Origin of the sequence: Lysinibacillus sp. FSL K6-0102, assembly GCF_038003545.1 — a bacterium.
In the GTDB taxonomy this organism is placed as follows: Bacteria; Bacillota; Bacilli; order Bacillales_A; family Planococcaceae; genus Lysinibacillus; species Lysinibacillus capsici.
The window spans coordinates 1,173,778-1,200,136 of the sequence record NZ_JBBOPH010000001.1 but is presented as its reverse complement, the minus strand read 5'-3'; the positions used below and the strand labels follow the sequence as shown (position 1 = coordinate 1,200,136).

The window sequence follows — 26,359 nt, the reverse complement described above, 5'->3', positions numbered from 1 at the left end:
TTAGTGTAAAAAAAAATTATAAGGATTTTATAAGGATTCAATATCAAAATACTCGCGGTAGCTATGCGTTTACCCGCGATGGATCACTAAATACTCGCGATTCTTTCATCAAGCATAAAAAAAGCATTTGGAATGACTTCATTCCAAATGCTTCGATCTCATCAATTTTACATAAATTCTTTTACTAAATCATTAAAATCATTTTCGCTCATTTTGATATCGATATCTGTTAATGGTAATTCAGAGTAGCCAGGTACTTTTTCTTGATACGACGTTGTTTCCGTATCATGATAAATAATGCCTGTTACTAACCCCTCGTGTTCCATCACTGTACGCATTGCCATACCACGATCTGAGTGATCATAACCTTCAACCTCTGCCAATTTTGTTAAATTTTCTTTAAACCAATCATATGTGTTCACTTTGTTATACGTTACACAAGGTGAAAAGACATTGATAAATGAAAAACCTTTATGGTTAATACCAGCTTCAATTAGTGCTGTTAATTCTTTAATATCTGTAGAGAAGCCCTGCGCCACAAATGTTGCACCACTTGTTAACGCTACCTCTAATGGTTTCAATGATGGCTCAATCGCTCCACCTGGTGTAGATTTTGTAATAAATCCAGCAGCTGAACGTGGAGATGTTTGACCTTTTGTTAAACCATAAATTTGGTTATCCATTACAATATAAGTTATATCAATATTACGGCGGATGGCATGAATTGTATGCCCCATACCAATAGCAAATCCATCACCATCACCACCAGAAGCGATAACATGTAAATCACGATTAGCCATTTTCAAACCCTGTGCAATCGGAAGTGCACGACCATGAATACCATGGAACCCATAAGAATTGATATACCCTGAAATTCGACCTGAACATCCAATTCCTGAAATGACAGCAAGTTCATTTGGTTCTATGCCGACATTTGCAGCAGCACGTTGAATAGCTGCTTGTACTGAGAAGTCTCCACAGCCTGGGCACCAGTTTGGTTTCACTGTATTACGAAAATCCTTAAATGTTGCCATTAGCGAGTCAACTCCTTCACACGATTTTCTAATTCACCAGGCAAGAATGGTGTACCATTATATTTAGTGATTGTCGCGATTTTATCGTGACCACCAACATTCATCTTCATAATATTAGCTAATTGACCTGTATAGTTATTTTCTACAACGATCACCTTTTTCGCTTGTGCAACAAGAGGTGCTATTTCTGCAGATGGGAATGGGTGAATTAAACGAATATGGGCATGATTCACTTTCATTCCTTGTGCATTCAGTCGTTCTTGCACTTCTTCAATAGCTCCTCTTGTTGAGTTAAAGCCTACTAATAAAATATCGGCTTCCTCATGTGGTGCATTAACAAAGACTGGGTTATCAAATTTCAAGCTCTCTAATTTACGGAAGCGTTTATCCATTTGAGTTTGGCGATTACCCGTTGCCTCAGATGGCTTCCCTGTTTCATCATGTTCAACACCTGTAACGTGATGAATACCATGCAATGTACCTGGTAAGACACGAGGTGAAATGCCATCTTCTGTATCTTCGTAACGCTTGAAGTAGGCTTTATCTGCCGCTTCCTCAAGATCATCCATCACAATTTTACCGCGACGAATTTCAATTTTATTATAATCAAATGGCTCAACAGATTGTTTACCTAGAGATAATTGTAGATCTGTCATTAGGATTACTGGTAATTGTAATTCCTCTGCAATGTTAAATGCTTGGATCGTATCAAAGAAAGCTTCCTCCATTGTAGAAGGTGCAATGACTACTTTAGGAATTTCTCCATGAGTACCGTAAAGCATAGCCATCAAGTCAGATTGTTCTTGCTTAGTTGGTAACCCAGTTGAAGGGCCTCCACGTTGTGTATCCACTACTACTAAAGGTTGCTCTGTCATACCTGAAAGACCAATTGCTTCCATCATTAATGAAAGACCAGGACCAGCAGAAGCTGTAAAGGAACGTACACCACCAAAGTTAGCGCCAATAGCCATTGTTGCTGCTGCAATCTCATCTTCCGTTTGGATGACCGTTCCACCGAATTTCGGCAATTTTTTAATCAAGTATTCCATAATTTCAGACGCTGGTGTAATTGGGTATGCTGCCATAAAGCGTGTCCCAGCAGCTAATGCACCAAGTGCTATCGCATCGTTCCCAATCATAAACATACGACGTTTACCATCCGCAGGTGCAAGCTCCCATTCGCCTATACGATCAACTAACAGCTCATTCATAATTTGACGACCACGTGTAATGGCTTCCATATTTTTTTGTACGACTTCTTCGCCCTTTTTACCAAAAATATCATCGACAACATTTTGGAATACTGCGTCTTCTAGGTTTAGCAATGATGCAGTTGCGCCGATAGCCACCATGTTTTTCATTAACGAAGTACCAAGCTCTGCTGCTACTTCTGTAAACGGTACTGCAAATAATGGTGCTTTTGAATCCACTGGTTTAACAGGATCAAATTTTGCATCGGCTAAAATAATACCCTTTTCTGTAAGCTCTTTATAATTGACATCAATTGTTTCTTGATCGAATGCCACTAAAATATCTAAATCATCCGCAATTGAACGTACTTCTGTTGGACGAACTGTAATTTTATTATTCGTATGGCCACCTTTAATTCGAGAAGAGAAGTGACGATAACCGTATAGGAAATAACCTAGACGATTCATTGCCATTGAGAAAATCTCACCTGTACTCTCAATCCCTTCACCCTGTTGCCCACCGACTTTCCATGAAAGCTGATGTAACATGTCAACAACTCCTTAAATCCAATGTGTACTATTATTTTTCCTTCATAAGTTTAACACGAAGAAACCGTCTGGACTATTGTTTCTCCACGATTTAGGCGAAAATCAGACCTTTGACTGAAAATCCTGTTCATAAAGTTGTAATTTTCAAATCTAAGCAAAATCACGCCCCTATTTCAAGTGACATCTATCATATGTAAAACAGGAAAACGAAAAAATGCTCCGCCACCATATTATGTGACAGAGCATTTTACTTCATTACTTTTTTATCGAATACGTTTTTCCACTAGCAGCTTTAATGCTGTTCGTTCTTCTCCAGCAATCAAAATATCGGCAAACGCCGGCGCGCAAATTAAATCTGTGCCACTTGGCGCTACAAATCCGCGTGCAATGGCCACTGCTTTCACGGCTTGGTTAAGTGCACCTGCCCCAACTGCTTGCATTTCTGCCTGCCCTTTTTCTCTGATTACCGCGACTAATGCACCTGCAACTGAATTTGGATTAGAGCGTGATGATACTTTTAATGAATCCACAATTATTCCTCCCCGTTTCGCGAATAGTGTTTACGCTCAACAACTCATGTCCCCCTTTTTGGACCTCAAGTTATTGTCCGTAGCACATTTTATGCTCCGCAAAACGGAAATAGACTAGTTTGACAAAGAAACCTATATCCCCGTAAAAGAAACGTAAAAAAACATTCTTCGACTTATCTACCCTTGAAATGGATAGTCTTCATTTATATAAATGCGTTCACAGGCAATAGCTTTTCCTGTTCGATCATCCATCTCGACAAAGAAACCACTCAAAACCTCTCGCCCTTTTTTCGGAACTTCAAAACGAGATGGCATGTTTGTTTGGAATTTATAGATGACACTTTCCTTCGTCATACCTAAAATTTCATCGTACGGCCCTGTCATACCAACATCCGTGATATAAGCCGTACCTTGCGGGTAGATTCTTGCATCTGCTGTTTGCACATGTGTATGTGTCCCAACAACCGCTGAAGCCTTTCCATCTAAATGCCAACCAAGAGCGATTTTTTCACTAGTCGCTTCAGCATGAAAATCCACGAAGACAAGTGGAGATATTTGTCGAGCCTCTGCAATCAATTGATCTGCCATTGCAAACGGATCCTCATGTGGCGGTAAAAATACGCGACCATGTAAATTAATGACAGATAATGTCACGCCATTTTTAGAAATCTGGACCATACCTTTACCAGGTGCTTCACTTGAAAAGTTTGCCGGACGGATTAAGTAATCCGCGTCATCAATAAAATCAAAAATATCTTTATTGTCCCATGTATGATTCCCCATCGTAATAACATCTACACCCATTTGTAGCAAGCTATTATAAATATTACGAGTAATCCCTCGTCCTGCCGCAGCATTTTCCCCATTTGCAATCACAACATCTGGATTATACTTCTTTTTTAAGCGAGGTAAATATTTTTCCACCGCATCTCGACCAATTGAACCAACAATATCACCAATAAATAGAACTTTCATTATGCAAGACCACACTTTCTCTAAATAACATCTTTTAGTTTACCATCTTTGCTTTGGCAATCGCAAAGTAAATCGCAAGCCTTACCCCATTTACACGTTTAAATACCCGTTTATTTAGGATTTCTGGATGGGAAATTGTGCATCTTTTTTATTAGAGGAGTCCCCTTTGGTATTGAGTTGCCCTATAAAAAAAGCGCCTAATTTCCATTTACTCATTATATATGTTATACAAATGGAGCAACTGAGACTGACAATAAATGAAATGGCAATGACAGAAAATACACTTAATGTTTTGATAAAATTCGTTAAAAAATTTTTAAGTAGGCTATTAACTAGGGGATGTAATAAATATATACCGAAGGAATAACGACTAATAAAAATGATAAATTTCGGCATTTTTCTTCTGTTACTCGCTATGAAAAATAACAGAAAAGCTACACTGAATGTATAAAGGATAACGTCTATTCTCTTTGAATGAACTTCCGTAATAATACCTGATAATTGAGTGGTTAGCAAAAGACTTACTGTGATTAGTAATACTGCTAGTAACAAATAACGAAAACGCTGTAACCACGATAGAAATTTATCATAATTTTTTCCACAGTAATAAGCTACTGCAAAATAAGCAATCCACGCAGGAAATGGCATCTTATTAAAAAAATCCCATTGTAAACTAGTATACGCTAAATCAGGAAAATACTTAAATGGATCCAAAAAATTAAAAAAGGCTAAGTAACCAAAATTAATGATAAAAGCAGTCATTATTACTTTATAGGCAGGGTATCTTGAGGCAATAAATTTCACAAAAAATGGATGAATGATATAAAACTGAAAAATGATCACGATAAAATAACCATGGAAGTCACCTTCCAAATAATTTAGTAGTAGTTTTTTGGCAAATTCAATAGAAGGCGATTCAATTGATTTAAGAACGGCATCGAGTAGTCCAATAAAAAGAAATGGCGTTAACATATATTTATAACGTTTTACATAAAACTTTTTCGGCAAACGATCTGAATAGGAATAGGCAATGACAAACTCTGAGATAAATATAAAAAGAGGTGTCCCGAACATAAAGATCAGCTGAATAGATGTCAGGATTACGAATAGTGGACCTTCTTCTATGTCATACATGTTCAATACCAGCGTAACACTATGCATTAACACAATCCCTAAGCAAGCAACGAATCGTAGTAAATATATTTCTTTGACTTCTCGCTTCATCACCCTCACCTGCCATTTCAAAGGAATCAATTTGCCTTTCAATTATGCTACTTACCTTACTCAATGCAGGGATAAAATTATTTACTATTGGTAGTTGTTCTCTTTAATTGCACCAAAATATCTCGCATTGTTTGAGGCTCAATAATAAAATTACCTACTAATAAAATAAACATCGTCCACAAGGAAATACATATAGCGGCTACAAGCCATGAACCTGCAGATGTAATATGGAGCTCGATAAAAAATATAAATGGTATTGCTGCAGTAAGTGCAAAAATACTATTTTGCGCAATTTTTTTGACAGTATCTTTAGGTGAATTTTGTAAAATCTTTTTAGAAGAATAAATGATTAAATCATAAGTACGATAGCCGTATGAGCAAATTCCTCCCAGTAATATTCCTTCTGCGCCAAAAAACTGTACAAAAACAAGAGAAATTACAAGGTTGATTAATGCTTCCATAATGGCACGATTTTTCGTCTCTCTAAAATGGCCTGCAGCATTCACTAACGTATTGGCAGGAATCCGAATTGTATTCGCTACTCCTACAATGACAAACAATATTGCTAACCAGGGCCTTATGTAATTGGCATCTTCAATCCCTGCTGTATAAATCGTTATAAATGGCAATATTAAAATAGCTGTACATGTGTAGCTAAAAGCAATGATGCCATAAAAAATATATTCAAAGTGATGAAAATATTTCCGAAGAACGTCCTTATCCTCTTTGACAAGAATGTCTCCAAAAGCTGCTAATATCGCCCCTGAAAAAGTGGATATAAACAATGTGACTGCATTAAACACCATACCATAAACTGTAAACACACTGACTTCTGTTAAGCCCAGAAAAATCGTTATTAAAATAAACGGCGTGTTAAACACCACTAAAGAGGCAATTTGATGAATTAAAGCATCCCATTTATCTTTAATTGCTAACGTATTCGCTTGTTTTTTACTATTGAAATATGGATATTTCTTTTTAACATACAATCTTAAAAAAAGAATATCCAGTAACAATAAGGCACTTGAACTAGCAACAACAATGACGATGGAAAAACCTAATGCTATCAAAGTAACTGACAATAGTGCACTCGCAAAAAGCAACATTGTTTGAATGCGAAAAATAACATAGCTTTTTTGATCTGCCGACAGTAGAACTAAATATTTCCCTATAAAAAAATACTCCCACATGCCACTAATCCCCAAAATAAGTACCATGTAAAGAGCCGTTCGCGGATTCACTTCATCTCCTACTAATAACGGATAACAAATAGCCAAAATGGCGACTAAACCAACAAAGACATAACCCGAACGTCTATAAAAACGATTAGTGGCTGAAAGAATTCCATTTATTTGGTCTTTATCACCCTTGGCTAGTGGCTTATAAAGTGCCACTATCGATGCATTACCAACCCCAGCCTCTACTATTTTTAAATAACTTAAAAATTGCTTAATCGACGAAACAAGCCCGTTTGTAGCAGAGCCGTATGTTGTCATAAATAGTCGAGGTAAAATGAAATTAATAACCGCTGCAACAACTTGTAGTAATACATTAGACATTAAATTTAAAACTACTCTCTTAGTTCTCATGCTGGTAAGCACCTTTTCTTTTAGTAAAAGTAGGAATTAAACCTTTGCAATCACTGATCCGCCGATTAAGCCTATTCAACATGAAAAGTAAAAGAATTTGTTTTTTCTTTAATAACCAAGTATAGATCTTTGATTTGAGCGGCATATTTGTCATCCGAATCGCATGCAACGATCCATGAAACGCTTCATGAATCAACATTTTCTTAATAAAGGTACGCTTTTCATGTAAACGCTTATGGTTGAATCTATTCAATTCATTATTCACAGCTGCCATCACTAAATAAGTAAAATAATACTGAAGTTGTTCAGCAAAATTAGGAACCTGGTCTGCTTTCCTGTACTTTAAAACTTTCAATTGTTCATACAACACAAGTATTTTTTTAAAAAACATCTGATCATAACTAGCCGTCATGGAAGAAGAATGCTGACGGTAATGGTAGAGATACTGATTTTCTAATATATAAATACTTTCTGCATCAAGTAAGCTAGGATATGTACAAGCAGCATCGTCCCCCATGCAAATTTGATCATCCACATCAAAGAGATTTTTCTCTAATAGGTCTCTTTTAAATATTTTGTTAGATAAAGATGGATATAAGCCAAAACGGTAATACTCGCCCGAATATAGCATAATTGGATATACTTCTTTTTCCATTCTATCCTTCCTGTACAAACCAGGCGAGACAAGCTGTGATCTCTTCACTTCTTGGAGTGGATAATTTTCTACAATGTCACAAATAACAATATCTACATCAAAAACACGTGCAGTATTACATAATGATTTATACATATCAACTTCAATCCAATCATCACTATCTACATAACCAATATACTGTCCTTTGGCGACCCTTAGCCCTGCTTTACGGGCACTGACAGCACCACTATTTGCTTGATGAATGACGGTAATTCTTGTATCAGATTCGGCATATTCATCGCAGATTACTGAGCAGCTATCAGTCGAGCCATCATTTACTAATATCAACTCAAAATCTACGAATTCCTGTCTCAGAATACTATCAAGACACATTTTTAAGTAAGGTTCCGTATTATAGACGGGGACAATAATGCTTAAATATGGCACTCACCTCACCTCTCATTCATAGTAGCTCCCTTACTTTTACTCATAGTCAGTGCAAACATAATTAATAAAATATGATATGGAAAATAATCCATGACAAATGAATCAAGTCCTATATTCGCTATTAACATGATATAGAGAGGAATAGCGTTGATTGAAAGGATTTGAAAGCCTGGTCTATTCATAATTCCGACATTCTCTCTAAGTACTTTATAGAGGCTTGAAATGTATAGTACTGACAAGACTATTCCGATTAAACCTATATAATAGGGAGTTGATAAGTACATTGTATGTGCCATCTTTACCTTCGCAAAGCTTGTGCCAAAGCCTGCACCCAAAACAAATATTTTCGTGTTTTGAAGGATTTCATTTACAAATAGACTCCAACTACTCACTCGACCAGTGGTAATGGCATCTGTTGATATTCCTGACCCAAAAAACCGAATCCAATAAATTTCGAATAACTTCTCGTAAAAAAAATAGAGGGCACCCCCACAAATAATCACGATAAAAGAAGAAAATTTAATAGCAGTCTTCACATTATTTCTAATGAATACAACAAATGTCATCATAATGAAAACGATTAATGTAATAATAAACATTTTAGAATATGTCAGTATGCCAAAAAATGCTAATATCACGAGTAATACAATTGACTTTTTCTCCTTTTTTCCATCCAGATTAAAAAGCACTAATAAACAAGCCATAGCTATTAATACTTGCAAACTAAAGTAATTTGGATCTAAATCTAAACCCGTAAATCTTGTACTAATCGAGTTCATTGTCTTCACTGTATTCACGATGGTCATTGACTCTATGAAATGATCAATTTCTGGGACGGAATAACTGATCAATCGAACGATTGAAGCAGCTAGTAAACCCGATGCATAGATATACGTATACCTTCTGAAATATGCCTTATCATCGAGGGTCAATATTGCACAAAAGAGCACACTATAATTCAACACAAAGCCTAAAACTGCAATAAGATTACCACCACTAACTATCGTTACGGCCACCGTATAAAATGCAAATAAAAAATAGGTTAATAGGAGTCGTTTTGAAATACCTTGCTTTTGTAAAAAGAGCGTCAAAATACTTAACAAAATATAGAAAGAACTAAGTACAACAAGCAGTGAATATCCTGATATATCGAATTTAATGACATACACCCACGAAATAAAAAACAATAAATAGTCAATTCGATGCTGCTGCTTATCTAGCAGCATCGCCAAACTAGTTAAAAGGAAGAAGAGCCAGAGAAATAGATTACTACCTGTATATATTTTGAATACGACAAAGATACTTGAAATTATACAAATGAGCACACTAAAATTCTTAGATTCTATCATGTACATCAAACTCCAATACTAGTTGCTCTTGAGCTTTTTTGTTTGTGTAGTGATTTTCCTCTATGTAATTTTTCATATTGTGTAGTAATTCTGTATTTTTCATAACACTAGAAATGACTTGAAAGATATCTTGAATGTTAAAGCCTGTTATCAATCCGTTATGACCATTACAAATTTGTTCACCTGCTGCGGCAAAGTCCGTTGTAATAACAGGCGTTTGTACAATTAATGCCTCCCCAATGACCATTGGATAGCCTTCGTAGGCAGATGTTAAAACGAATACATCACTACATTTTATAAATGGATAGGGATTTTTCATTTCTCCTACAAATTCAACTACATCCTCTACACCTAGTTGCAAAGCTAGTTGCTGATTTGAAAGTAGGTCTGGCCCCTCCCCTAAAATGCGCCAGCGAAAATTATTTATAGAAGCTTCCTTTAACAACTTACACAGATGTGGAATAAGGTCGAACCTTTTTGTTCTATTTTCAATTCGCCCGACAGATATTAAATCCAACTCGCTTTTATGAAACGGTGTATATTGACATGCCAGTTCTTTAATCTCTTCGATTGGAAAAAAATTATAAACCACTTGAATTTTATGTTGATATTCTGGAAGAAAATTTATTAAATTTTCCTTACATGCTACTGAAACACATAACAATCGATCAAAATTTTTATAGGTTTTGACACAAGCCTCATAATTAAAATTCGCTTTAATGGGATCTGTATGAATCCATGCGAGCTTACGATTTGCTATCACAAACTGATCTACAAATAAATTGGTCCCCTTATTGAAGTATTGATTGGGTACATCATTAAAATAAGATATGGCGATATCATAATGACAATTATTGCGATGTTTTTTTAAAAGCATCGAATAGAAGTTATGGGAACCTATTAATCGAACAACTATCATACACACAATGCGTAAAATAATATGCCATACGTTATTTCTTTTTTTCACTTCAGCAAAAGGTGTAGCAATTAGTTGTAACAGTAAGTTCCCTGTAGTTACCTTCACATTGGAGGGAATATCGTTCATTAATTCCCCTCCACTAAATGTGAAAACATCTATCTCATATTTCTCGTAGAGGCTGATTTCTTTTAGCATATTAATTAACGCCTTTTGGATGCCACCCATTTGAAAATTTTGTGCAACAAATAATATTTTCATATTAGCCCCCCTAAAAATACTACTGTAAATTTTCATATTGCTCTTACGTTTGTGGATAAAAATTGGATCGATAGCCGCTACGAGCTACTCCCTTTGCTACTCACACTCCGCATAGCTTTTATAAAATACTGTATAAATCTGTTATCCGTTTCTCCATTTTCGCCCAGCTGTAACCTTCTTCGTACAGTGCCTTCATTTCACGAGAAATTTCTGGCCATTCTTTTCTACGCTTTACCAAATTCTCAATTCCGTTTTGTAAACTCTCTCTATTGTAATCAATAAGTTCTCCAAAATTATTTGCTGCAACTACTTCTGACATTCCCGTATTTTTCACCATAATCAAAGGCTTACCAAGCATTAATGCTTCATAGAATTTATTAGGTGCAGCATAATAATGGTTAGAGATGGTAGGATCATAAATAGCCGTCATAATGTCACAACTATTTTCTAACTCTATTGTTTTTTCATAGGGTAACTTACCATAAAAGTGTATATTGTCATGCATTTTCGAAGCTTGCAGCAATGTATCAGCTAACTTACCAAATCCACCAATATGCAGCTCATAACTTGGCGTATTCTTTACTACTTCAACCAATTCACTAATCAATCGATTTTCAGTAAGTATACCTACATAGACTATTTTTACTTTTTTCGGATTCAACTCTAAGCAATCATTGGAATCTATATAACGTGGAGTATTATATATGACCTCTATTTTTTTAGGTGAAGCCTTAGCAATCTGTTCTTTGCGCTTTTCTGTACATATAATGACTGCATCCACACTATTCATAAGGCGTATATCTAGACTAGCAATGACCTTTCCAATAATCTCTGGTCCATAAAATGGTGATGTATACGAATCAAATACGTCGTAGATTACTTTTTTACGAAGTAATTTCCCACATATTGTACCTATTAACGCTGTATCAAAATCACAAGCGTGAATCATATCATACGTATTTTTATGGCGAAGTAACCATTGAAAAAGTTTAAGTTGAAATTTTATAAATGGGACTAAGTTCTTTTTCAAACCTCCTCCAAATGTTGCCGGAATACCAAACCTTGTAATACGAATTGCCTGTTCACCTTCTAACAGCTGGTTCTTTATTTTATATTTTTTATCTCTATCCCAAGCTAAAATGTGAACCTTCCAATTATTTTTCGCAAGGCAATGTGCTTCCTTTTCAACCCTTGGATCTGGAGAAACAGGGTTACTCCTCATAAAAACAACTCGCATCTCATATGCCCCCCTTAAACATAGAATGTCTCTAGTGCTTCAGCTACTTTTTCCTACCTTTTATGTCCTTACAACTTAAAGGTGCTTTCCCATTTTAAAAAAACTTCCACCATTTTTTTGTGAAAGTATCATCTGGTTCATATACAATTAATGGAAGATTGTTAATGATTCGTTCGTTATTTTCAAGCAAAAATTCTACCATATCCAAATCTTTTTGTTTTTCTAAAAATCTAAGTCCCTTTTCAAATAAGAAAGGACGTGTATTTAAGTTATGCACATCTGAACCGTATGTATGGACAAGATTCGAGCGCACTAAATTTAGCGAAAGTTTTTGGACGGTTTTTCCAAACAATCCTGCTAAACTCCCTGATGTAATTTGTGCAACTGCCCCCTCGCGTATAATTTGTTCCAAATGACTTGGATTTTCTGAAATGACTCTATTTCGCTCTGGGTGTGCAATAATTGGTGTTATGCCTGCTGTTAATAACGAGTAAATGATATCCTTTGTATATTTGGGAATATGATTAGAGGGAAGTTCCAACAGCAAATAATTGGAATTTGCTAATGTATGTAATTGTTTTTTTTCATACAATTCTAGAATGTTACCTGCCAAGCGTACCTCTTGTCCCGTGTAAAGTTTTAACGGCATATTACGTTGGTCAATTGCCATTTGTAACTGTACAATTTGCTCATTCACGACATCAAAGGGGACATTATACAATGGATGTAAAGCATGCGAAGTGGAAACAATCGTTGAAATCCCCTCCAAAACTGCCTGCTCAAATAAACAAAGTGTCTCTTCAATCGTTTTCGGACCATCATCGACATCAAATAATATATGACTGTGCATATCAATCACTGTACTTCACTTCCCTGTCTAGATACTTGAATTAACGATAATATTGCTCATAATATTGATGGAGTGGCATTTTATAGTTATTTAATACTACGCCTAAAATATTTGCTTTTGAGGCTTCAAGGCTTGACTTTGCTTTTAACACACTTTCATTTTCTGCAACTCCACTGTTCACAATTAATAATGTACCATCACATTTATTGGACAAAATTTGAGCATCTGTTACAGATAGTAGGGGTGGCGCATCAAAAATAATGATGTCAAACTCTTTCTTTAGTTCCTCAATTACACTCCCCATTAAGGTAGAAGCTAGTAACTCTGCTGGATTGGGGGGAATAGGCCCACTTGTCAAGACATATAGATTAGCAATATCTGTATTATTGACGACTTCGGAAATTGTAAAATGTCTTGTTAGTAAATTTGATAGTCCTCTAGCATTTTGCAATAGAAACGTATAATGCATTGTTGGTTTTCGTAAATCTGCATCTACGATGACGACCCGTTTTCCTTCTTGTGCGAAAACAACACCTATATTGGCTGCATTGGTTGACTTTCCTTCACCTGGTGTTGCAGATGTCACTAATATTGTTTTAATCTCTCTATCTGGCATTGAAAAAGTAATATTTGTTCGGATTGTTCGAAATTGTTCAGAAATAAAAGAATGGCCATTTGCAATCGTCACAAGTTTTCGTGCCATTTTCACTAACTTCTTCTTTTTCTTTTTTTTCCAAAACATTATGATCCTCTCCTCGTTTTACGAGATTTTATCCTAGTGCTTTTATTGTGAGCATCACTAATTTGACTAATCAAGCCAATAATCGGTAGTCCTACTAGCTCTTCAATATCTTGCTCCGTCTTGATTGTAGTATCTAAGCTCTCTATTATGATGATGAGAGCAGCACTTAAAACAAAACCAATAAACGAGGCTGCTACTATATAAAGGGTTTTATTTGGCGCAATCGGTACAGGTTCCTTATCTAATTGTGCAACTGACAAAATATTAACATTATCAACCGTCATTAAAACTTGGATCTCCTCTTGAAACACATCTGCTATTGTATTGGCAATTTCGACAGCCAACCCTGCTTGCTTGTCTACAACATTAATATTGACAACTTGTGAGTTATTGGCACTAGATACAGTAATTTGATCCATTAAAACTTCAGGTGTGACATCCAAATCTAGCTTATTTATAACTTTAGATAAAATAGCAGAACTTGTTATGATAATGTTATACGTATTAATAAGTCGGAGATCTGTTTCAACCTGTTGTACACCTAAATGTGGTTGCTCTATATTTTTTTGATTAACTAAAATTTGCGTTTCTGCCTCATAGGTAGGTTTTAACACAAAGATGCTAATAAAGGCTGTAACCAACGCTGCAAAAAGTGTAAAACTTATGATAAAAAGAAAGTTTTCTCGGACTATTTTCAATATATCTTGTAATGTGATTGTTTCTTTCAATGCTCTTCACTCCTTGTCAAAACATAAACCAGTTGTAAAAATGGAGTATAACTAGGCTGTTAATTTTTAAAAGGTATTCATGTTGAGGCTAGTTCACTATGCTTTATTCCATACTATATTGTTGGAATCATCCATTTATTCTTACTGGGTAGATCACATCGAATTTATTCACATACAAAAAGGCACCCCCTGACCTTGGTCAAGGGATGCCTATTATTTTAATATTTATTTCGCGTATTCCACAGCACGTGTTTCGCGAATAACTGTTACTTTAATATGACCTGGATAATCGAGTTCTTCCTCAATACGTTTGCGAATATCACGCGCAAGACGATGAGACGCTAAATCATCAATTTTTTCAGGTTGTACAATAATACGAATTTCACGTCCAGCTTGAATCGCATAAGATTTTTCTACGCCATCATAGCTTTCTGAAATTTCCTCTAACTTTTCAAGTCTGCGGATATAGTTTTCAAGTGTTTCACTACGTGCACCTGGACGAGCAGCTGATAATGCATCAGCTGCAGCGACTAATACCGCAATAACAGATGTTGCTTCAGTATCACCATGATGCGAAGCAATACTATTAATGACAACTGGGTGTTCCTTATACTTTGTTGCTAATTCCACACCAATTTCAACGTGGCTTCCTTCAACTTCATGATCGATTGCTTTTCCAATATCATGTAATAAGCCTGCACGACGAGCCAATGCTACATCTTCACCAAGTTCAGCAGCAAGTAATCCTGCTAAATGTGCGACTTCAATTGAATGTTTTAGAACATTTTGTCCATAGCTTGTACGATATTTCATGCGGCCTAAAATTTTCATTAAATCTGGATGTAAGTTATGAATACCAATTTCAAATGTAGTTTGCTCACCTGTTTCGCGGATTTGTTCATCCACTTCACGTCGAGCTTTTTCCACCATTTCCTCAATACGAGCTGGGTGAATACGACCATCCTGTACAAGTTTTTCAAGTGCAAGTCGAGCTGTTTCACGGCGAATTGGATCAAAGCCTGATAATATAACCGCTTCTGGCGTATCATCAATAATTAAATCAATTCCTGTTAACGTTTCCAATGTACGGATATTACGGCCTTCGCGACCAATAATACGTCCCTTCATTTCATCATTTGGCAAGTTCACAACAGATACAGTTGTTTCTGCTACGTGATCTGCAGCAAAGCGTTGTAGTGCTAATGATAAAATTTCACGTGCTTTTTTATCTGAGTCTTCTTTCGCACGTGTTTCAGCTTCTTTCGTCATCACAGCAATATCAGTTGATAACTCTTTTTCTACTTCATTGAGGATAATTGATTTAGCTTCATCCCTAGTTAAAGCAGAAATACGTTCTAACTCTGTTTTTTGTGATGCCATGAGCTCGTCCACTTTGCTCTCCATCTGTTCAATATGCTGTTGTCTTTCAGCTAGAGCTTGTTCTTTGCGCTCTAAGCCAGCTTCTCTCTTATTTAGAGCATCATCTTTGCGATCAAGATTCTCTTCTCTTTGCAATAAACGGTTCTCTTGTTTTTGAAGTTCTAAACGACGTTCACGAATGTCATTTTCAGCTTCAGTACGAAATTTGTGAGTTTCATCTTTGGCTTCAAGTAGTGCTTCTTTCTTCATTGCCTCCGCTTCTCGTTTTCCTTCTTCAACGATTGTTTCAGCGACATGTTTAGCACCAGTGATTTTTGAGTCATTCACTTTTTTCATGTAGATATAGCTAACAGCGGCACCAACGATGAGTCCAAGCAAAGCGGAGATGATAGTAATTCCATCCATATGAACACCTCCTCTTGCTATTTGGGTATTACAGTTTCAGTCGGCGCATACATCTATGTCGCCTTAGCTAAAATGCACCAGATTTTGATAAAATTTATGCAAAACCCGTTTCATTGGCCAAAGGCATTATCTTCATCCAGTAGGCGTTTAGACATCCATTTTAAAGGATATTTCACTATAAAACATTTGCTAAATGAGGATAAAATGTACTGCCTATTTAAAGTCATAATTCAGAAATTATACATATTTAATTGTATAGCTAGCCTCATGCTCTGTCAAGGATAGTCAGGCGTATGTTCGCCACCTTAGCCAAAAAAAGTAAGTCCTATCCATTCAGTGAATTTTTTCCCTATTACTATTTCACTAGAAAATTTTTCATGTTAAATACAATTAATAAAAAAACAGTACATAAGAAATAAACACATAGCCTCTCTCTTATTATGTGTAAAAATTTAAGAATATAGACAAAAAAATGCATTGCCCCCTCAATAAAGTGGGAACAATGCAATCATTAATTATTCTTCTTCCAGAAGTAACATTAATTCTTCATCCATCTCTTCTTCATCATCATGGGCAGCAATTGTATAAGAAGAAGCTGCAATACCATAAGAAGCTCGGATTTTATTTGCTATGTCTTCTAGGACAGCAGTATTTTCTTTTAAATACTGTTTAGCATTTTCTCGTCCTTGACCTAAGCGCTCATCGCCATATGCATACCAAGAACCACTTTTTTGTACAATGTCTAATTCTACGCCTAAATCGACTGTTTCGCCTTCTTTAGAAATTCCTTCTCCATACATAATATCTACTTCAGCTGTACGGAAAGGTGGTGCTACTTTATTTTTTACAATTTTAATTTTAGTACGGTTACCAACAATATCATTACCTTGCTTAATAGCTTCTGCACGTCGCACTTCTAAACGGACAGAGCTGTAGAATTTAAGCGCTCGTCCACCTGGTGTTGTTTCTGGATTACCGAACATGACACCGATTTTTTCACGAATTTGGTTAATGAAAATAGCAATCGTTTTTGATTTATTAATCGCACCTGAAAGTTTACGTAAAGCTTGAGACATTAGACGTGCTTGTAAGCCGACATGAGAGTCACCCATATCCCCTTCAATTTCAGCTTTTGGCACTAAGGCAGCAACAGAGTCAATAACGATAATATCAATAGCTCCACTACGCACTAATGCTTCTGCAATTTCAAGTGCTTGCTCACCTGTGTCGGGCTGTGATAATAATAGCTCATCAATATTCACACCTAATTTTTGTGCATAGATTGGATCTAATGCATGCTCCGCGTCGATAAATGCTGCTTGTCCACCTGATGCCTGTACTTCAGCAATGGCATGTAGAGCAACAGTTGTTTTACCAGATGATTCTGGACCGTATACTTCAATAATACGTCCACGTGGATATCCACCCACTCCTAATGCAGCATCAAGTGCAAGTGAACCACTTGAAGATGTCGCAATTTCTAAATCGGTTTTTTCACCGAGTTTCATGATGGAACCTTTACCAAAATTCTTTTCAATTTGTTTTAGAGCCTGTTCTAAGGCTGCTTTACGATCACTCATTCATTTTCCTCCTTCGAAAACTGTTCACTGTTTTTATCTATCTCTACTATACTTGTTTTTGAGAAAACACGCAAGAAAAAAGCGAACATTTATTCGATTTTTCTTCAAAATAAAAATTTGGATAGTTTTCCTCTACCCAAATTCCTATGTCCTACTCTATTTTAATATCGTTTTGTGTAGCCACGTTCTTCTAAAAGTTGCATTAAATAATGGCATGTAAATTTCACCGCACGGAGTCGATTCGTATTCCGCATGCCTGATAAATGAAGTAAATATGTAAGCGGCTCCTCGTCATTTATGGCAATACCAATCCAAACCGTACCTACTGGCTGATGATCATGTGCAGTGGGACCTGCTTCTCCTGTAAGACCAATCCCAATATTTGTAGCAAATTTCTCACGAACAGCACTTGCCATTGCCGCTGCACACTCAGCACTCACAACACCATGTGTATCAATTAATTCTTGTGAAATGCCTAGCTGTTTTACTTTCGCATCTGCTGCATAGGTAACAACGCCTCCTATAAGTGCATTGCCTACCCCTGGAATTTCCGCAAGTTCAGATTGAAATAAACCAGCAGTTAAACTTTCTGCAGCCGCAATTGTTAGCTCATTATCCAGTAGCATTTCTACCGTTTTTGAGGCAAGGGAATCATCATCTACACCATATTGATAATCACCAACAAGTGCTTGTATTTCTGCAACCTTTGCCTTAATAAGCTGGCCAGCTTGTTGCTCTGTTGCGGCTTTAGCTGTTACGCGTAACGTTACCTCACCATCAGAAGCAAGTGGAGCAACTGTTGGATTGGTTTGTGCATCTAAAATATTTTGAACTTGTACTTCAAGCTCGGCCTCACCAATTCCATAAAATCGCATAACATGTGATGCAATGATCCCTCCATCATTAAGCATCGCAGCAAGTTTAGGTTTAGCCTCAAATTGAAACATTGGTTCTAACTCTTTTGGAGGTCCTGGTAATAAAATATAAGTGCGATCATTTTTTGTGAAGATCATACCTGGAGCCATTCCATGGTGATTAGCTAATACTTCACTCCCAGCTAAAATTAATGCCTGTTTACGATTATTTTCCGTCATTGGACGTCCTCGTTTAGCAAAAAATTGCTCAATATACGTCAATGCTACTTCATCAAACTCAAGAGAAACACCAAGATGACGTGCAATCGTTTCCTTCGTTAAATCATCTTTTGTTGGACCAAGTCCTCCCGAAAAAATAATGAGATCTGCACGAGACTCTGCCACTTCGATAGCTTGTTCTAAACGCTTTGCATTATCGCCTACTACGGTATGATAAAAAACGTTGATGCCAAGCTCGGATAGCTGGCTTGAGATAAATCTCGCATTTGTATTCGTAATTTGACCTAATAATAGTTCTGAGCCAACCGCAAGAATTTCAGCATTCATGATCCCAAGACCTTTCTTATTTAGACTCAAGTAATACACGTCGATTTAGATAGAAATAATCCCATCCTGACCAAAGTGTAAAGAACAATGCAACATAGAGCATGATTGTATCAAATGGAATACCAACCAATGTAAAGATTGTATTGTGTAAAAGAGCAGCAGCAATCGCTACAATTTGTGCCCAAGTTTTAATTTTACCAAGCTGATTGGCAGCTACGACTTCTCCTCCACCTGCCAAAATTAAACGTAAACCCGTTACAGCAAATTCACGACTAATAATAATGATAATTACCCAAGCAGGTGCCATCTTAAGCTCGACCATTAAAATAAAGGCTGCTGAGACAAGTAACTTGTCAGCTAAGGGATCTAAAAATTTCCCAAATGTCGTTACAAGATTATACTTACGTGCGTAATAACCATCCACCCAATCGGTTGTTGAAGCAAAGATAAAAATAAGTGCGCCTATAAAATGATGAATTGGCATCTCTGCACCAAAAAGTGATAATGTTCCCCAGCCAAAATCAAACATCATAACAATGACAAAGAATGGAATAAGTAAGATTCGAGAGATGGTAATTTTATTTGGAATGTTCATTTTTCTAACACCTTTCATGATGAAAGAAAGTAGTCATCATGTGATGACTACTGTTCTTTATTGAAATTGATGACGATATTTTGCGTTACAATTTGTTGTGCATACGTTAGAAGTTCGTCATTAATATAGATTTTAGCTTGCGTTGAATTACCGAGACGAATACGAACATAGTTTTGTGTTGAGGCGTCAAATTCAACTACTTCCCCGGCATTATAGACACGCGTATCTGTTAAGATTTCTTGTTGCTGTTGATTGCGAATACCAACAAATGTAGGGCCTGATATTTCGATTTTCAGTTTCATTGTATCCGTCCCTGTTAACGTATAAGAAGTTGTCGCTCCATCTGCTTCAACAGTACCCGCGGAAATTGTTTGCTTCATCTCTTCAGTTTGATCAGTGTCATCTTCATCAGTTGGTGTTTCTTCTGTAGCTTTTGTATCTTCTTTATCATTTTTCTGTGCATCTTTATTTTCTTGTTCTTTTTTATCCTTCTCACTATCAATTGGCTTGACATTTGTGTCATATTCAATCTCAGGAGTTGGATTTACTTCTTCGCTTGTCCCTGGACTGTTTTTTGATTGCCATAGCACCCATATAGCCACAATAATGACTACAATAAATAAAGCAACAATGATTTTTGGCATAGCCTCCATCATTTTATTCGAAGGGCCTTTCGTTACTTTTCTTCTGCTGGGGCTATTCGTCATCGATTGACTTACTTGATCGTTTGGAGTGCTCGGTAGTTCATTTTTATATGTCTCTAAGATTTCTTCCGCATCCAACCCAACAGCTTCTGCATATTGTTTGATAAAAGCTCGTACATAAAACGAACCAGGCATAATGGAATAATTGCCCTCTTCAATTCCTACTAAATAACGTTTTTGGATTTTCGTTATTTCTTGTAAATCGTCTAAGCTGTAGCCTTTAGACAGTCTCGCCTCTTTCAGTCGAGTCCCTAATTCTGCCACTAATAACACCTACTTTAACATCAAATTAAAAATTAAATCCTCCAAAAGAATCGGATTCGGACATATGATTTTTTTCCATTATTTCATAAGTAATTTCTTCATCAGTGTGATGACGTAGTTCAATAATATAATCAAAATCCTCTATTTTATATTCAGAATGCTGAACAAACATATCTGGATGCTCTACAACTTTGATACAAGGCATATTCATCATTTCACGCACTAATTGCAAATGTTTCTCATCAGATGAACGTCGAGTCACAATACCATCTAAAATAAAAATATTGTTACGACTAAATTCATCTCCCACAAGCTTATTACGAACTGTTTGCTTAATCATTGTAGATGATAAAAAGATCCATTTTTTATTGGCACAGACACTGGCGGCTACTATGGATTCAGTTTTTCCAACACGTGGCATGCCACGAATACCAATCAGCTTATGTCCCTCTTTTTTAAAGAGTTCTGCCATAAAGTCGACTAAAATACCTAATTCATCTCTTACGAAATGGAATGTGTTTTTTTCATCTGCATCTCGAGGAATATAACGACCATGCCTAATGGCTAAACGGTCGCGAAGTTTTGGTTGTCGAAATTTGGTTACGTTAATATGTTCCATTGTCGAAACAATTGTACGAAAACGCTCAATTGCCTCATCATTGTCTGTATGCACTAACATACCACGTCGATCCTCATCTACACCATTTATTGATATAATATTGACACGAAGCATCCCTAAAAGTGAAGCAATATCTCCTAATAATCCAGGGCGATTCACCTGAATTTCATATTCAAAGTACCAATCGCTCAACACACTCGTTCCCTTCCTATTAGTTAACGTAAAAAATCCTTTATAAGTTCCATCATAGCTGATTTTTTATGTAATGGAAAGTTAGAATACATGGAATTACAGTGTTATTTACTAATTTTTTTTGATGACTGTTAAATAGGCTTACATACGTTCCCGTTTTCACAGATAAAAAGTTTATAGTATAACAAAAAGAGGAGATTGGCTCTCCTCTTTTATTTACTGCACATGCTTATTTTGTACAAGCTTAATGACACAATTCGCTAATGCATGTTTTTCATCTTCAGAGGCAACGCCCCATAAATCCGACAGCACTCGCTCTTGTTCGTTTTTAGGATCGACATTAGTCGCCAAATATTCCCCAATTTGGACAGCAGCCGTTTGAATCATTTTCTTCGGCATACCGCTTGATTCAGCTTGCATAACGTTTTGTCCTAAAAACGATGTCCATTTTTGCCAGTTTTCTAAAATGGTCATATTCTTCCTCCTCCTTTACACAAGTAGTATGTGCAAAAGAGATTATTATATGTACCAGCCTCCATTTAATCGTACGATTTGTCCTGTCACATAATCAGCTTTACCAGACAAATAAAAACGTACCATTTCAGCCACATCTTTTGTTTGTCCAATGGAACCTAGTGGGATATCGTCCAAAATGTATTGAAGCTCTTCTTGATTTAGATGGCTGTTCATTGAGGTATTTATAAAACCAGGAGCAATAGCATTCACTCTAATCCGAGATAATGCCGCTTCTTTTGCATAGGATTTAACAAAAGCATGTTGCGCACCCTTAACAGTTGCATAAAGTGCCTCCCCCGCTGAGCCAGCTTCTCCCCAAATGGAACTTATAAATAGTACATAGCTCACTTCATGCTTGCGAAGTTTTCCAGAAAGTAAAGCTGTTAGTCTCATAGGATTTTGAACATGAACACGCCATAAAGCATCCATATCCTCAACTGTCGTATCTTCGAGCAATGAATAATGGGCTTGTCCATTAGCAAAAACAATAGCCTGCACATTGAAAATTTGCGCGGCTACTAATTCTGCTCCATTAACAATTGAAAAATCCCCCTGTACAAGCATAAATTCTTGTGCAGGGAAATTTTCGGTAAGCATTTCACATAATCTCTGTGCCGCATTTTGATTGTTTGAATAATGTACATAGATGGACCAGCCGTCCTCAGCTAAGCTTTGACAAATGGCATGACCGATATCACCTGATGCACCTAAAACAAGGGCAAATTTTTTCACTGTGCATCCTGCTTACTTGGCAGAATTTTAAAGACCGTTTGCTGTGTTTCACCTTGGATAGAAGCAAATGCTTTTTGTAAATCATCCACAGTTAATGTCTCAAGTACTGGTACTACATCAAATAAATTCATGTCATTAAAGGAATACCGTGTGAATTGGTTTGCGATAAACTCGATCGAATTTAGTGCACGTAGGAAGAACCCAATTTTTTTGCGTTTTATACGATCCAAACCAGCACGATCAAACTGGCTATTTCCTTCATATTTTGCTAATTCGTCCATAATTGTTTTTGCCAATTTATCAGGCTCTGCTGAATCTGATCCGATCATGGCAAACCCAAAACCATTTTCTAAGGTAAAATCAAAAGCATATGTCTCATCAATTAAACCTTCCTCGTAAACACGTTCATAAAAATCAGAGGTACGTCCAAAAATAAGCTCAAGTGCAATTTGAACCGACAACTCATGCTTTAACATGTCCTGACCTGATAAATTAGTGTCTTTCGCTTTTAAACCTACATAAATTTTTGGTTTTTGAACATCCATATTTAATGTACGTTCTTTAATAGCTACCTCTGTTGGTTCTATATCAAAGAAGCGTTGAATAGGCGTTGGTTCTGGGAACTCTTTTTTACCTTGATTCTCACGAATAAACGTCATCATTTCTTCTGGTTCAACAGCACCAATCACAAATAACAACATATTCGAAGGATGATAAAACGTATTGTAGCACGTATATAAGTGCTCCGCTGTAATGCCATCAATCGATTCAATTGTACCAGCGATATCAATCTTTACAGGATGATGATGATACATATTTTCGATTGTGCCAAAGTATAGACGCCAGTCTGGTTGATCATCATACATTGTAATTTCTTGCCCGATAATTCCTTTTTCTTTATTGACAGTAGCTTCTGTAAAGTATGGTTCTTGGACAAAATTCAATAAAGTTTCTGTACTTTTATAAATATTGTCAGTAGATGAAAATAAATAAGCTGTACGCGTAAACGAAGTAAATGCATTCGCAGAAGCACCATATTCGCTAAATTTTTGGAAAACGTCTCCATCCTCTTTTTCGAACATTTTATGCTCTAAAAAGTGTGCAATACCATCTGGTACAGTAATACTTTCTGTTTCACCAATTGGCACGAACGTACGATCGACAGAGCCGTACTTTGTTGTAAATGTAACAAATGTTTTGGAAAAGCCTTTTTTCGGCAATATATAAACATCTAAGCCATTGTCTAGTTTTTCATAATAAAGTATTTCATCTAATTGTTTAAATTCTATTGTTTTCATTGTGCGGCTTGCTCCTTTCCACATAAGAAATAGACCGCTTCAAGCTGCACTTGCTTTGCCATTGCAACAACATCTTCTTTTGTCACAGCTTTCCACTTATTTGCCCAGGCTTGAACTGAGAATTCCTCAGGTAAATCCTTATATTGATCAAAAATTTCAATTTGACCTCGTGCCGAATCTAAGGATTCTTTTAGCTGATTCGTCAGCATAGCCTTTGTTTGCTCCAGCTCTAAATCTGTAATATCCCCAGCCTGCATGACGGCAAGTTGTTCTTTAATTAAAGATAGCGCTTTTTCTTCATTTTTAGCTTCAATCCCAGATACAACAAATACAAGTCCATAATGCGAAGCATAGGAACTAGAAGCATAATAAGCAAGACTCTCTTTTTCACGAACATTCATAAACAACTTAGCATGTGGATATCCACCAAAAATCCCATTAAAAATTTGCATCTTAGAGAAATCTGCATCACCAAATCTAACAGGTGTGCTAAAGCCAATATGAAGTTTACCTTGTTTCATTTCATGCTGTTCTCTTACATAATCATTGTCTGGATGTTGTTGAGGGAGTACTGCTGGAACTTCCTCAGGAGTACGATCCTTAAATGGTAGCGCTTTTTTTAATTTCGTAACAATTTCCTCTTCATTAATGTCTCCAGCTACATAAATATCGATTTTGTCGTTAGCTAGCATCGATTGATAAGCCTCAAATAATGAGGCAGGGGTAATCTTTTGAATTTCTTCGACACTACCATTCGCTGAAATTGATGCTGGCTCATTTGGTCTCAGGATTTGTTGTAGACGGAATTGAGCAAAGCGAGATTTATCATCAAAAATAGATTCAATACGTTGAATAACTGTCTTTTTCTCACGCTCAACAACGGATTCCTTAAAGACACCATTTTCTAGATTAGGCTCAAAAATAGCTGTATGCAATAAACCAAGGACTTCGTTTAAGACACTTGTATTTGCTAGATAATGATCATTAACAGTCTCTACATTCATAAGAACCGTATGCTCATTTCCACGCTTCGATGTATCAAAATACAAAACTGTACCATACAAGTCATCTAAAAAGCTTCGAAAAGCAGCAGTTGTCTTATATTTAGCATTACTGTGCTGCAGTACATTTGTTAATACTGTACGCTCTGATGCACTTTTAGCCGTTAATGCTCTTCTCCATTTAATTGAAAAATTTACGGTTTTAAATTGGGTCGTTTGTCGGATATGCAAATTGACACCTTTTGCAAAAGGTATTGTTTTAAACATATGAAACCCTCCTATCCTTCTTAATATAACGATGTACTACACATACTATACATGTCTATTGTCTATAATTGCAAAAGGAATCCAAAGTATGTATGGGAAAAATTAAAAATTACGCCAATTATAATAAAAAAAGGACCGAGCATAGTGCCCAGTCCTTAAAATGCTTTTCTTAGCGTTTACCTTTAATATAAGGTTGTCCACTCGCTTTTGGAGCGTTTGCTTTACCAATAAAGCCTGCTAAAGCAAGAATTGTTAACACATACGGTAAAATTTGTAGATATACTGCTGGAACATTCTCGATTAGCGGAATTTGATTCCCTGCAATACTTAATGTTTGTGCTAAACCGAAGAATAAGGCTGCACCTAGTGCTCCAATTGGATGCCACTTCCCGAAAATCATTGCGGCAATAGCCATGAAACCTTGACCAGCAATTGTTGCATGTGAGAAGTCGTGTGTAATTGTTTGTGCATACACTGCACCACCAAGACCACCTAATGCCCCTGAAATCATCACGGCAATATAGCGCATTTTATTTACATTTATACCCATTGTATCTGCTGCCATTGGATGTTCACCCACGGCACGCAAACGCAAGCCGAATGGCGTTTTATAAATGATAAACCATGCCCCGAATGCTACAGCGAACGCTAAAATAGATGTGCTGTAAACATCATGGAACAGTAAACGACCGAAGAACGGAATATCCTCTAAGTAAGGGACACCGAAACGACGAATCGGTTGGTCTATCATATCTGTTTGACCTTTATCATAAATCATTTTTACTAAGAATACGGTTGCAGCTAAACCTAGTAAGTTAATAGCTACCCCTGATACCGTTTGATCGGCACGGAAAGAAATAGAAGCTACAGCATGGAAAAGTGAGAACACAGCACCAATCACAACAGCTGCTAGCATTGCCACCCAAACTGTTGCTGCCCCTAATGATGAAGCGAATTCTAAATTGACAAAAATACCAACAAACGCACCGACAATCATTAAGCCTTCTAGCCCGATGTTGACAACACCAGAGCGTTCAGAGAATACCCCACCGATGGCCGTAAAAATCAAAGGTGTTGCATAAAGAATCGCTGAAGGGATGATGAAATATAACATTTCTAAAAAGCTCATG

At 36.5% G+C, this 26,359-nt stretch carries 24 protein-coding genes; all 24 read right to left on the bottom strand.

Annotation, left to right across the window (positions count from 1 at the left end; all coding sequences use genetic code 11):
- Window positions 1-167 precede the first annotated feature (167 nt).
- The 24 genes from NYE73_RS05595 to NYE73_RS05480 all read right to left on the bottom strand — a co-directional run bounded on the left by NYE73_RS05595 (window position 168) and on the right by NYE73_RS05480 (window position 26,358).
- Window positions 168-1,034, bottom strand: coding sequence for a 2-oxoacid:ferredoxin oxidoreductase subunit beta (locus tag NYE73_RS05595; RefSeq protein WP_259950903.1), 867 nt, complete (start codon window positions 1,032-1,034; stop codon window positions 168-170).
- Complete coding sequence (locus NYE73_RS05590) at window positions 1,034-2,773, bottom strand: 2-oxoacid:acceptor oxidoreductase subunit alpha (protein ID WP_259950902.1); 1,740 nt, start codon at window positions 2,771-2,773, stop codon at window positions 1,034-1,036. Before NYE73_RS05590 ends, NYE73_RS05595 begins: the two co-directional genes overlap by 1 nt.
- Window positions 2,774-3,036: 263 nt before the next feature.
- Window positions 3,037-3,303 (bottom strand): stage V sporulation protein S, encoded by a 267-nt coding sequence (locus NYE73_RS05585; protein WP_004224903.1) that lies wholly within the window; start codon window positions 3,301-3,303, stop codon window positions 3,037-3,039.
- A gap of 177 nt (window positions 3,304-3,480) precedes the next feature.
- Window positions 3,481-4,278 (bottom strand): TIGR00282 family metallophosphoesterase, encoded by a 798-nt coding sequence (locus NYE73_RS05580; RefSeq protein ID WP_048391507.1) that lies wholly within the window; start codon window positions 4,276-4,278, stop codon window positions 3,481-3,483.
- A 114-nt stretch (window positions 4,279-4,392) separates the two neighbouring features.
- Window positions 4,393-5,502, bottom strand: coding sequence for an acyltransferase family protein (locus NYE73_RS05575; RefSeq protein WP_259950901.1), 1,110 nt, complete (start codon window positions 5,500-5,502; stop codon window positions 4,393-4,395).
- A 77-nt stretch (window positions 5,503-5,579) separates the two neighbouring features.
- Window positions 5,580-7,091, bottom strand: a complete 1,512-nt coding sequence (locus NYE73_RS05570; RefSeq protein WP_259950900.1) for a lipopolysaccharide biosynthesis protein — start codon at window positions 7,089-7,091, stop codon at window positions 5,580-5,582.
- The gene (locus tag NYE73_RS05565; RefSeq protein WP_048391513.1) at window positions 7,081-8,172 is read right to left on the bottom strand and encodes a glycosyltransferase; all 1,092 of its coding nucleotides are present in this window, start codon (window positions 8,170-8,172) and stop codon (window positions 7,081-7,083) included. Before NYE73_RS05565 ends, NYE73_RS05570 begins: the two co-directional genes overlap by 11 nt.
- A 5-nt stretch (window positions 8,173-8,177) precedes the next feature.
- On the bottom strand, window positions 8,178-9,521 hold the full coding sequence (locus NYE73_RS05560; RefSeq protein ID WP_259950899.1) for a hypothetical protein: 1,344 nt from the start codon (window positions 9,519-9,521) through the stop codon (window positions 8,178-8,180).
- On the bottom strand, window positions 9,508-10,698 hold the full coding sequence (locus tag NYE73_RS05555) for a glycosyltransferase (RefSeq protein ID WP_259950898.1): 1,191 nt from the start codon (window positions 10,696-10,698) through the stop codon (window positions 9,508-9,510). Before NYE73_RS05555 ends, NYE73_RS05560 begins: the two co-directional genes overlap by 14 nt.
- Window positions 10,699-10,816: 118 nt before the next feature.
- The gene (locus NYE73_RS05550; RefSeq protein WP_066036551.1) at window positions 10,817-11,935 is read right to left on the bottom strand and encodes a glycosyltransferase family 4 protein; all 1,119 of its coding nucleotides are present in this window, start codon (window positions 11,933-11,935) and stop codon (window positions 10,817-10,819) included.
- 94 nt (window positions 11,936-12,029) lie between these two features.
- Window positions 12,030-12,785 carry a tyrosine-protein phosphatase gene (locus NYE73_RS05545; RefSeq protein WP_233732463.1) on the bottom strand — a complete coding sequence of 252 codons (756 nt, stop codon included), beginning with the start codon at window positions 12,783-12,785 and terminating at the stop codon, window positions 12,030-12,032.
- Window positions 12,786-12,825: 40 nt separating this feature from the next.
- Entirely contained in the window at window positions 12,826-13,527 is a 702-nt protein-coding gene (locus NYE73_RS05540) for a CpsD/CapB family tyrosine-protein kinase (protein WP_048391523.1), read from the bottom strand.
- On the bottom strand, window positions 13,527-14,255 hold the full coding sequence (locus NYE73_RS05535) for a YveK family protein (protein WP_112117507.1): 729 nt from the start codon (window positions 14,253-14,255) through the stop codon (window positions 13,527-13,529). The genes NYE73_RS05540 and NYE73_RS05535 overlap by 1 nt, the downstream gene beginning before the upstream one ends.
- Before the next feature lie 225 nt (window positions 14,256-14,480).
- A complete protein-coding gene (gene rny / locus NYE73_RS05530; protein ID WP_004224930.1) occupies window positions 14,481-16,040 on the bottom strand; it encodes a ribonuclease Y in 1,560 nt (519 codons plus the stop codon).
- A 515-nt stretch (window positions 16,041-16,555) separates the two neighbouring features.
- Complete coding sequence (recA, locus tag NYE73_RS05525) at window positions 16,556-17,620, bottom strand: recombinase RecA (protein ID WP_004224934.1); 1,065 nt, start codon at window positions 17,618-17,620, stop codon at window positions 16,556-16,558.
- 161 nt (window positions 17,621-17,781) lie between these two features.
- Window positions 17,782-19,041 (bottom strand): competence/damage-inducible protein A, encoded by a 1,260-nt coding sequence (locus tag NYE73_RS05520; RefSeq protein WP_054550950.1) that lies wholly within the window; start codon window positions 19,039-19,041, stop codon window positions 17,782-17,784.
- A 16-nt stretch (window positions 19,042-19,057) separates the two neighbouring features.
- Window positions 19,058-19,636 carry a CDP-diacylglycerol--glycerol-3-phosphate 3-phosphatidyltransferase gene (gene pgsA / locus NYE73_RS05515; RefSeq protein ID WP_004224936.1) on the bottom strand — a complete coding sequence of 193 codons (579 nt, stop codon included), beginning with the start codon at window positions 19,634-19,636 and terminating at the stop codon, window positions 19,058-19,060.
- Between the two features lie 47 nt (window positions 19,637-19,683).
- Window positions 19,684-20,613, bottom strand: coding sequence for a helix-turn-helix domain-containing protein (locus NYE73_RS05510; RefSeq protein ID WP_175400707.1), 930 nt, complete (start codon window positions 20,611-20,613; stop codon window positions 19,684-19,686).
- A 16-nt stretch (window positions 20,614-20,629) separates the two neighbouring features.
- On the bottom strand, window positions 20,630-21,415 hold the full coding sequence (locus tag NYE73_RS05505) for a DUF3388 domain-containing protein (protein ID WP_026023397.1): 786 nt from the start codon (window positions 21,413-21,415) through the stop codon (window positions 20,630-20,632).
- Between the two features lie 216 nt (window positions 21,416-21,631).
- Window positions 21,632-21,889 (bottom strand): DUF3243 domain-containing protein, encoded by a 258-nt coding sequence (locus NYE73_RS05500; protein WP_004224939.1) that lies wholly within the window; start codon window positions 21,887-21,889, stop codon window positions 21,632-21,634.
- A 45-nt stretch (window positions 21,890-21,934) separates the two neighbouring features.
- Complete coding sequence (gene ymfI / locus NYE73_RS05495; RefSeq protein ID WP_259950897.1) at window positions 21,935-22,663, bottom strand: elongation factor P 5-aminopentanone reductase; 729 nt, start codon at window positions 22,661-22,663, stop codon at window positions 21,935-21,937.
- Window positions 22,660-23,961: an EF-P 5-aminopentanol modification-associated protein YfmH gene (gene yfmH / locus NYE73_RS05490; RefSeq protein WP_259950896.1), complete on the bottom strand. Its 1,302-nt coding sequence runs from the start codon at window positions 23,959-23,961 to the stop codon at window positions 22,660-22,662. Before yfmH ends, ymfI begins: the two co-directional genes overlap by 4 nt.
- Window positions 23,958-25,229 (bottom strand): EF-P 5-aminopentanol modification-associated protein YfmF, encoded by a 1,272-nt coding sequence (yfmF, locus tag NYE73_RS05485; protein ID WP_259950895.1) that lies wholly within the window; start codon window positions 25,227-25,229, stop codon window positions 23,958-23,960. The genes yfmH and yfmF overlap by 4 nt, the downstream gene beginning before the upstream one ends.
- A 169-nt stretch (window positions 25,230-25,398) precedes the next feature.
- A complete protein-coding gene (locus tag NYE73_RS05480) occupies window positions 25,399-26,358 on the bottom strand; it encodes an ABC transporter permease (protein WP_048391533.1) in 960 nt (319 codons plus the stop codon).
- Window position 26,359: the final 1 nt, after the last annotated feature.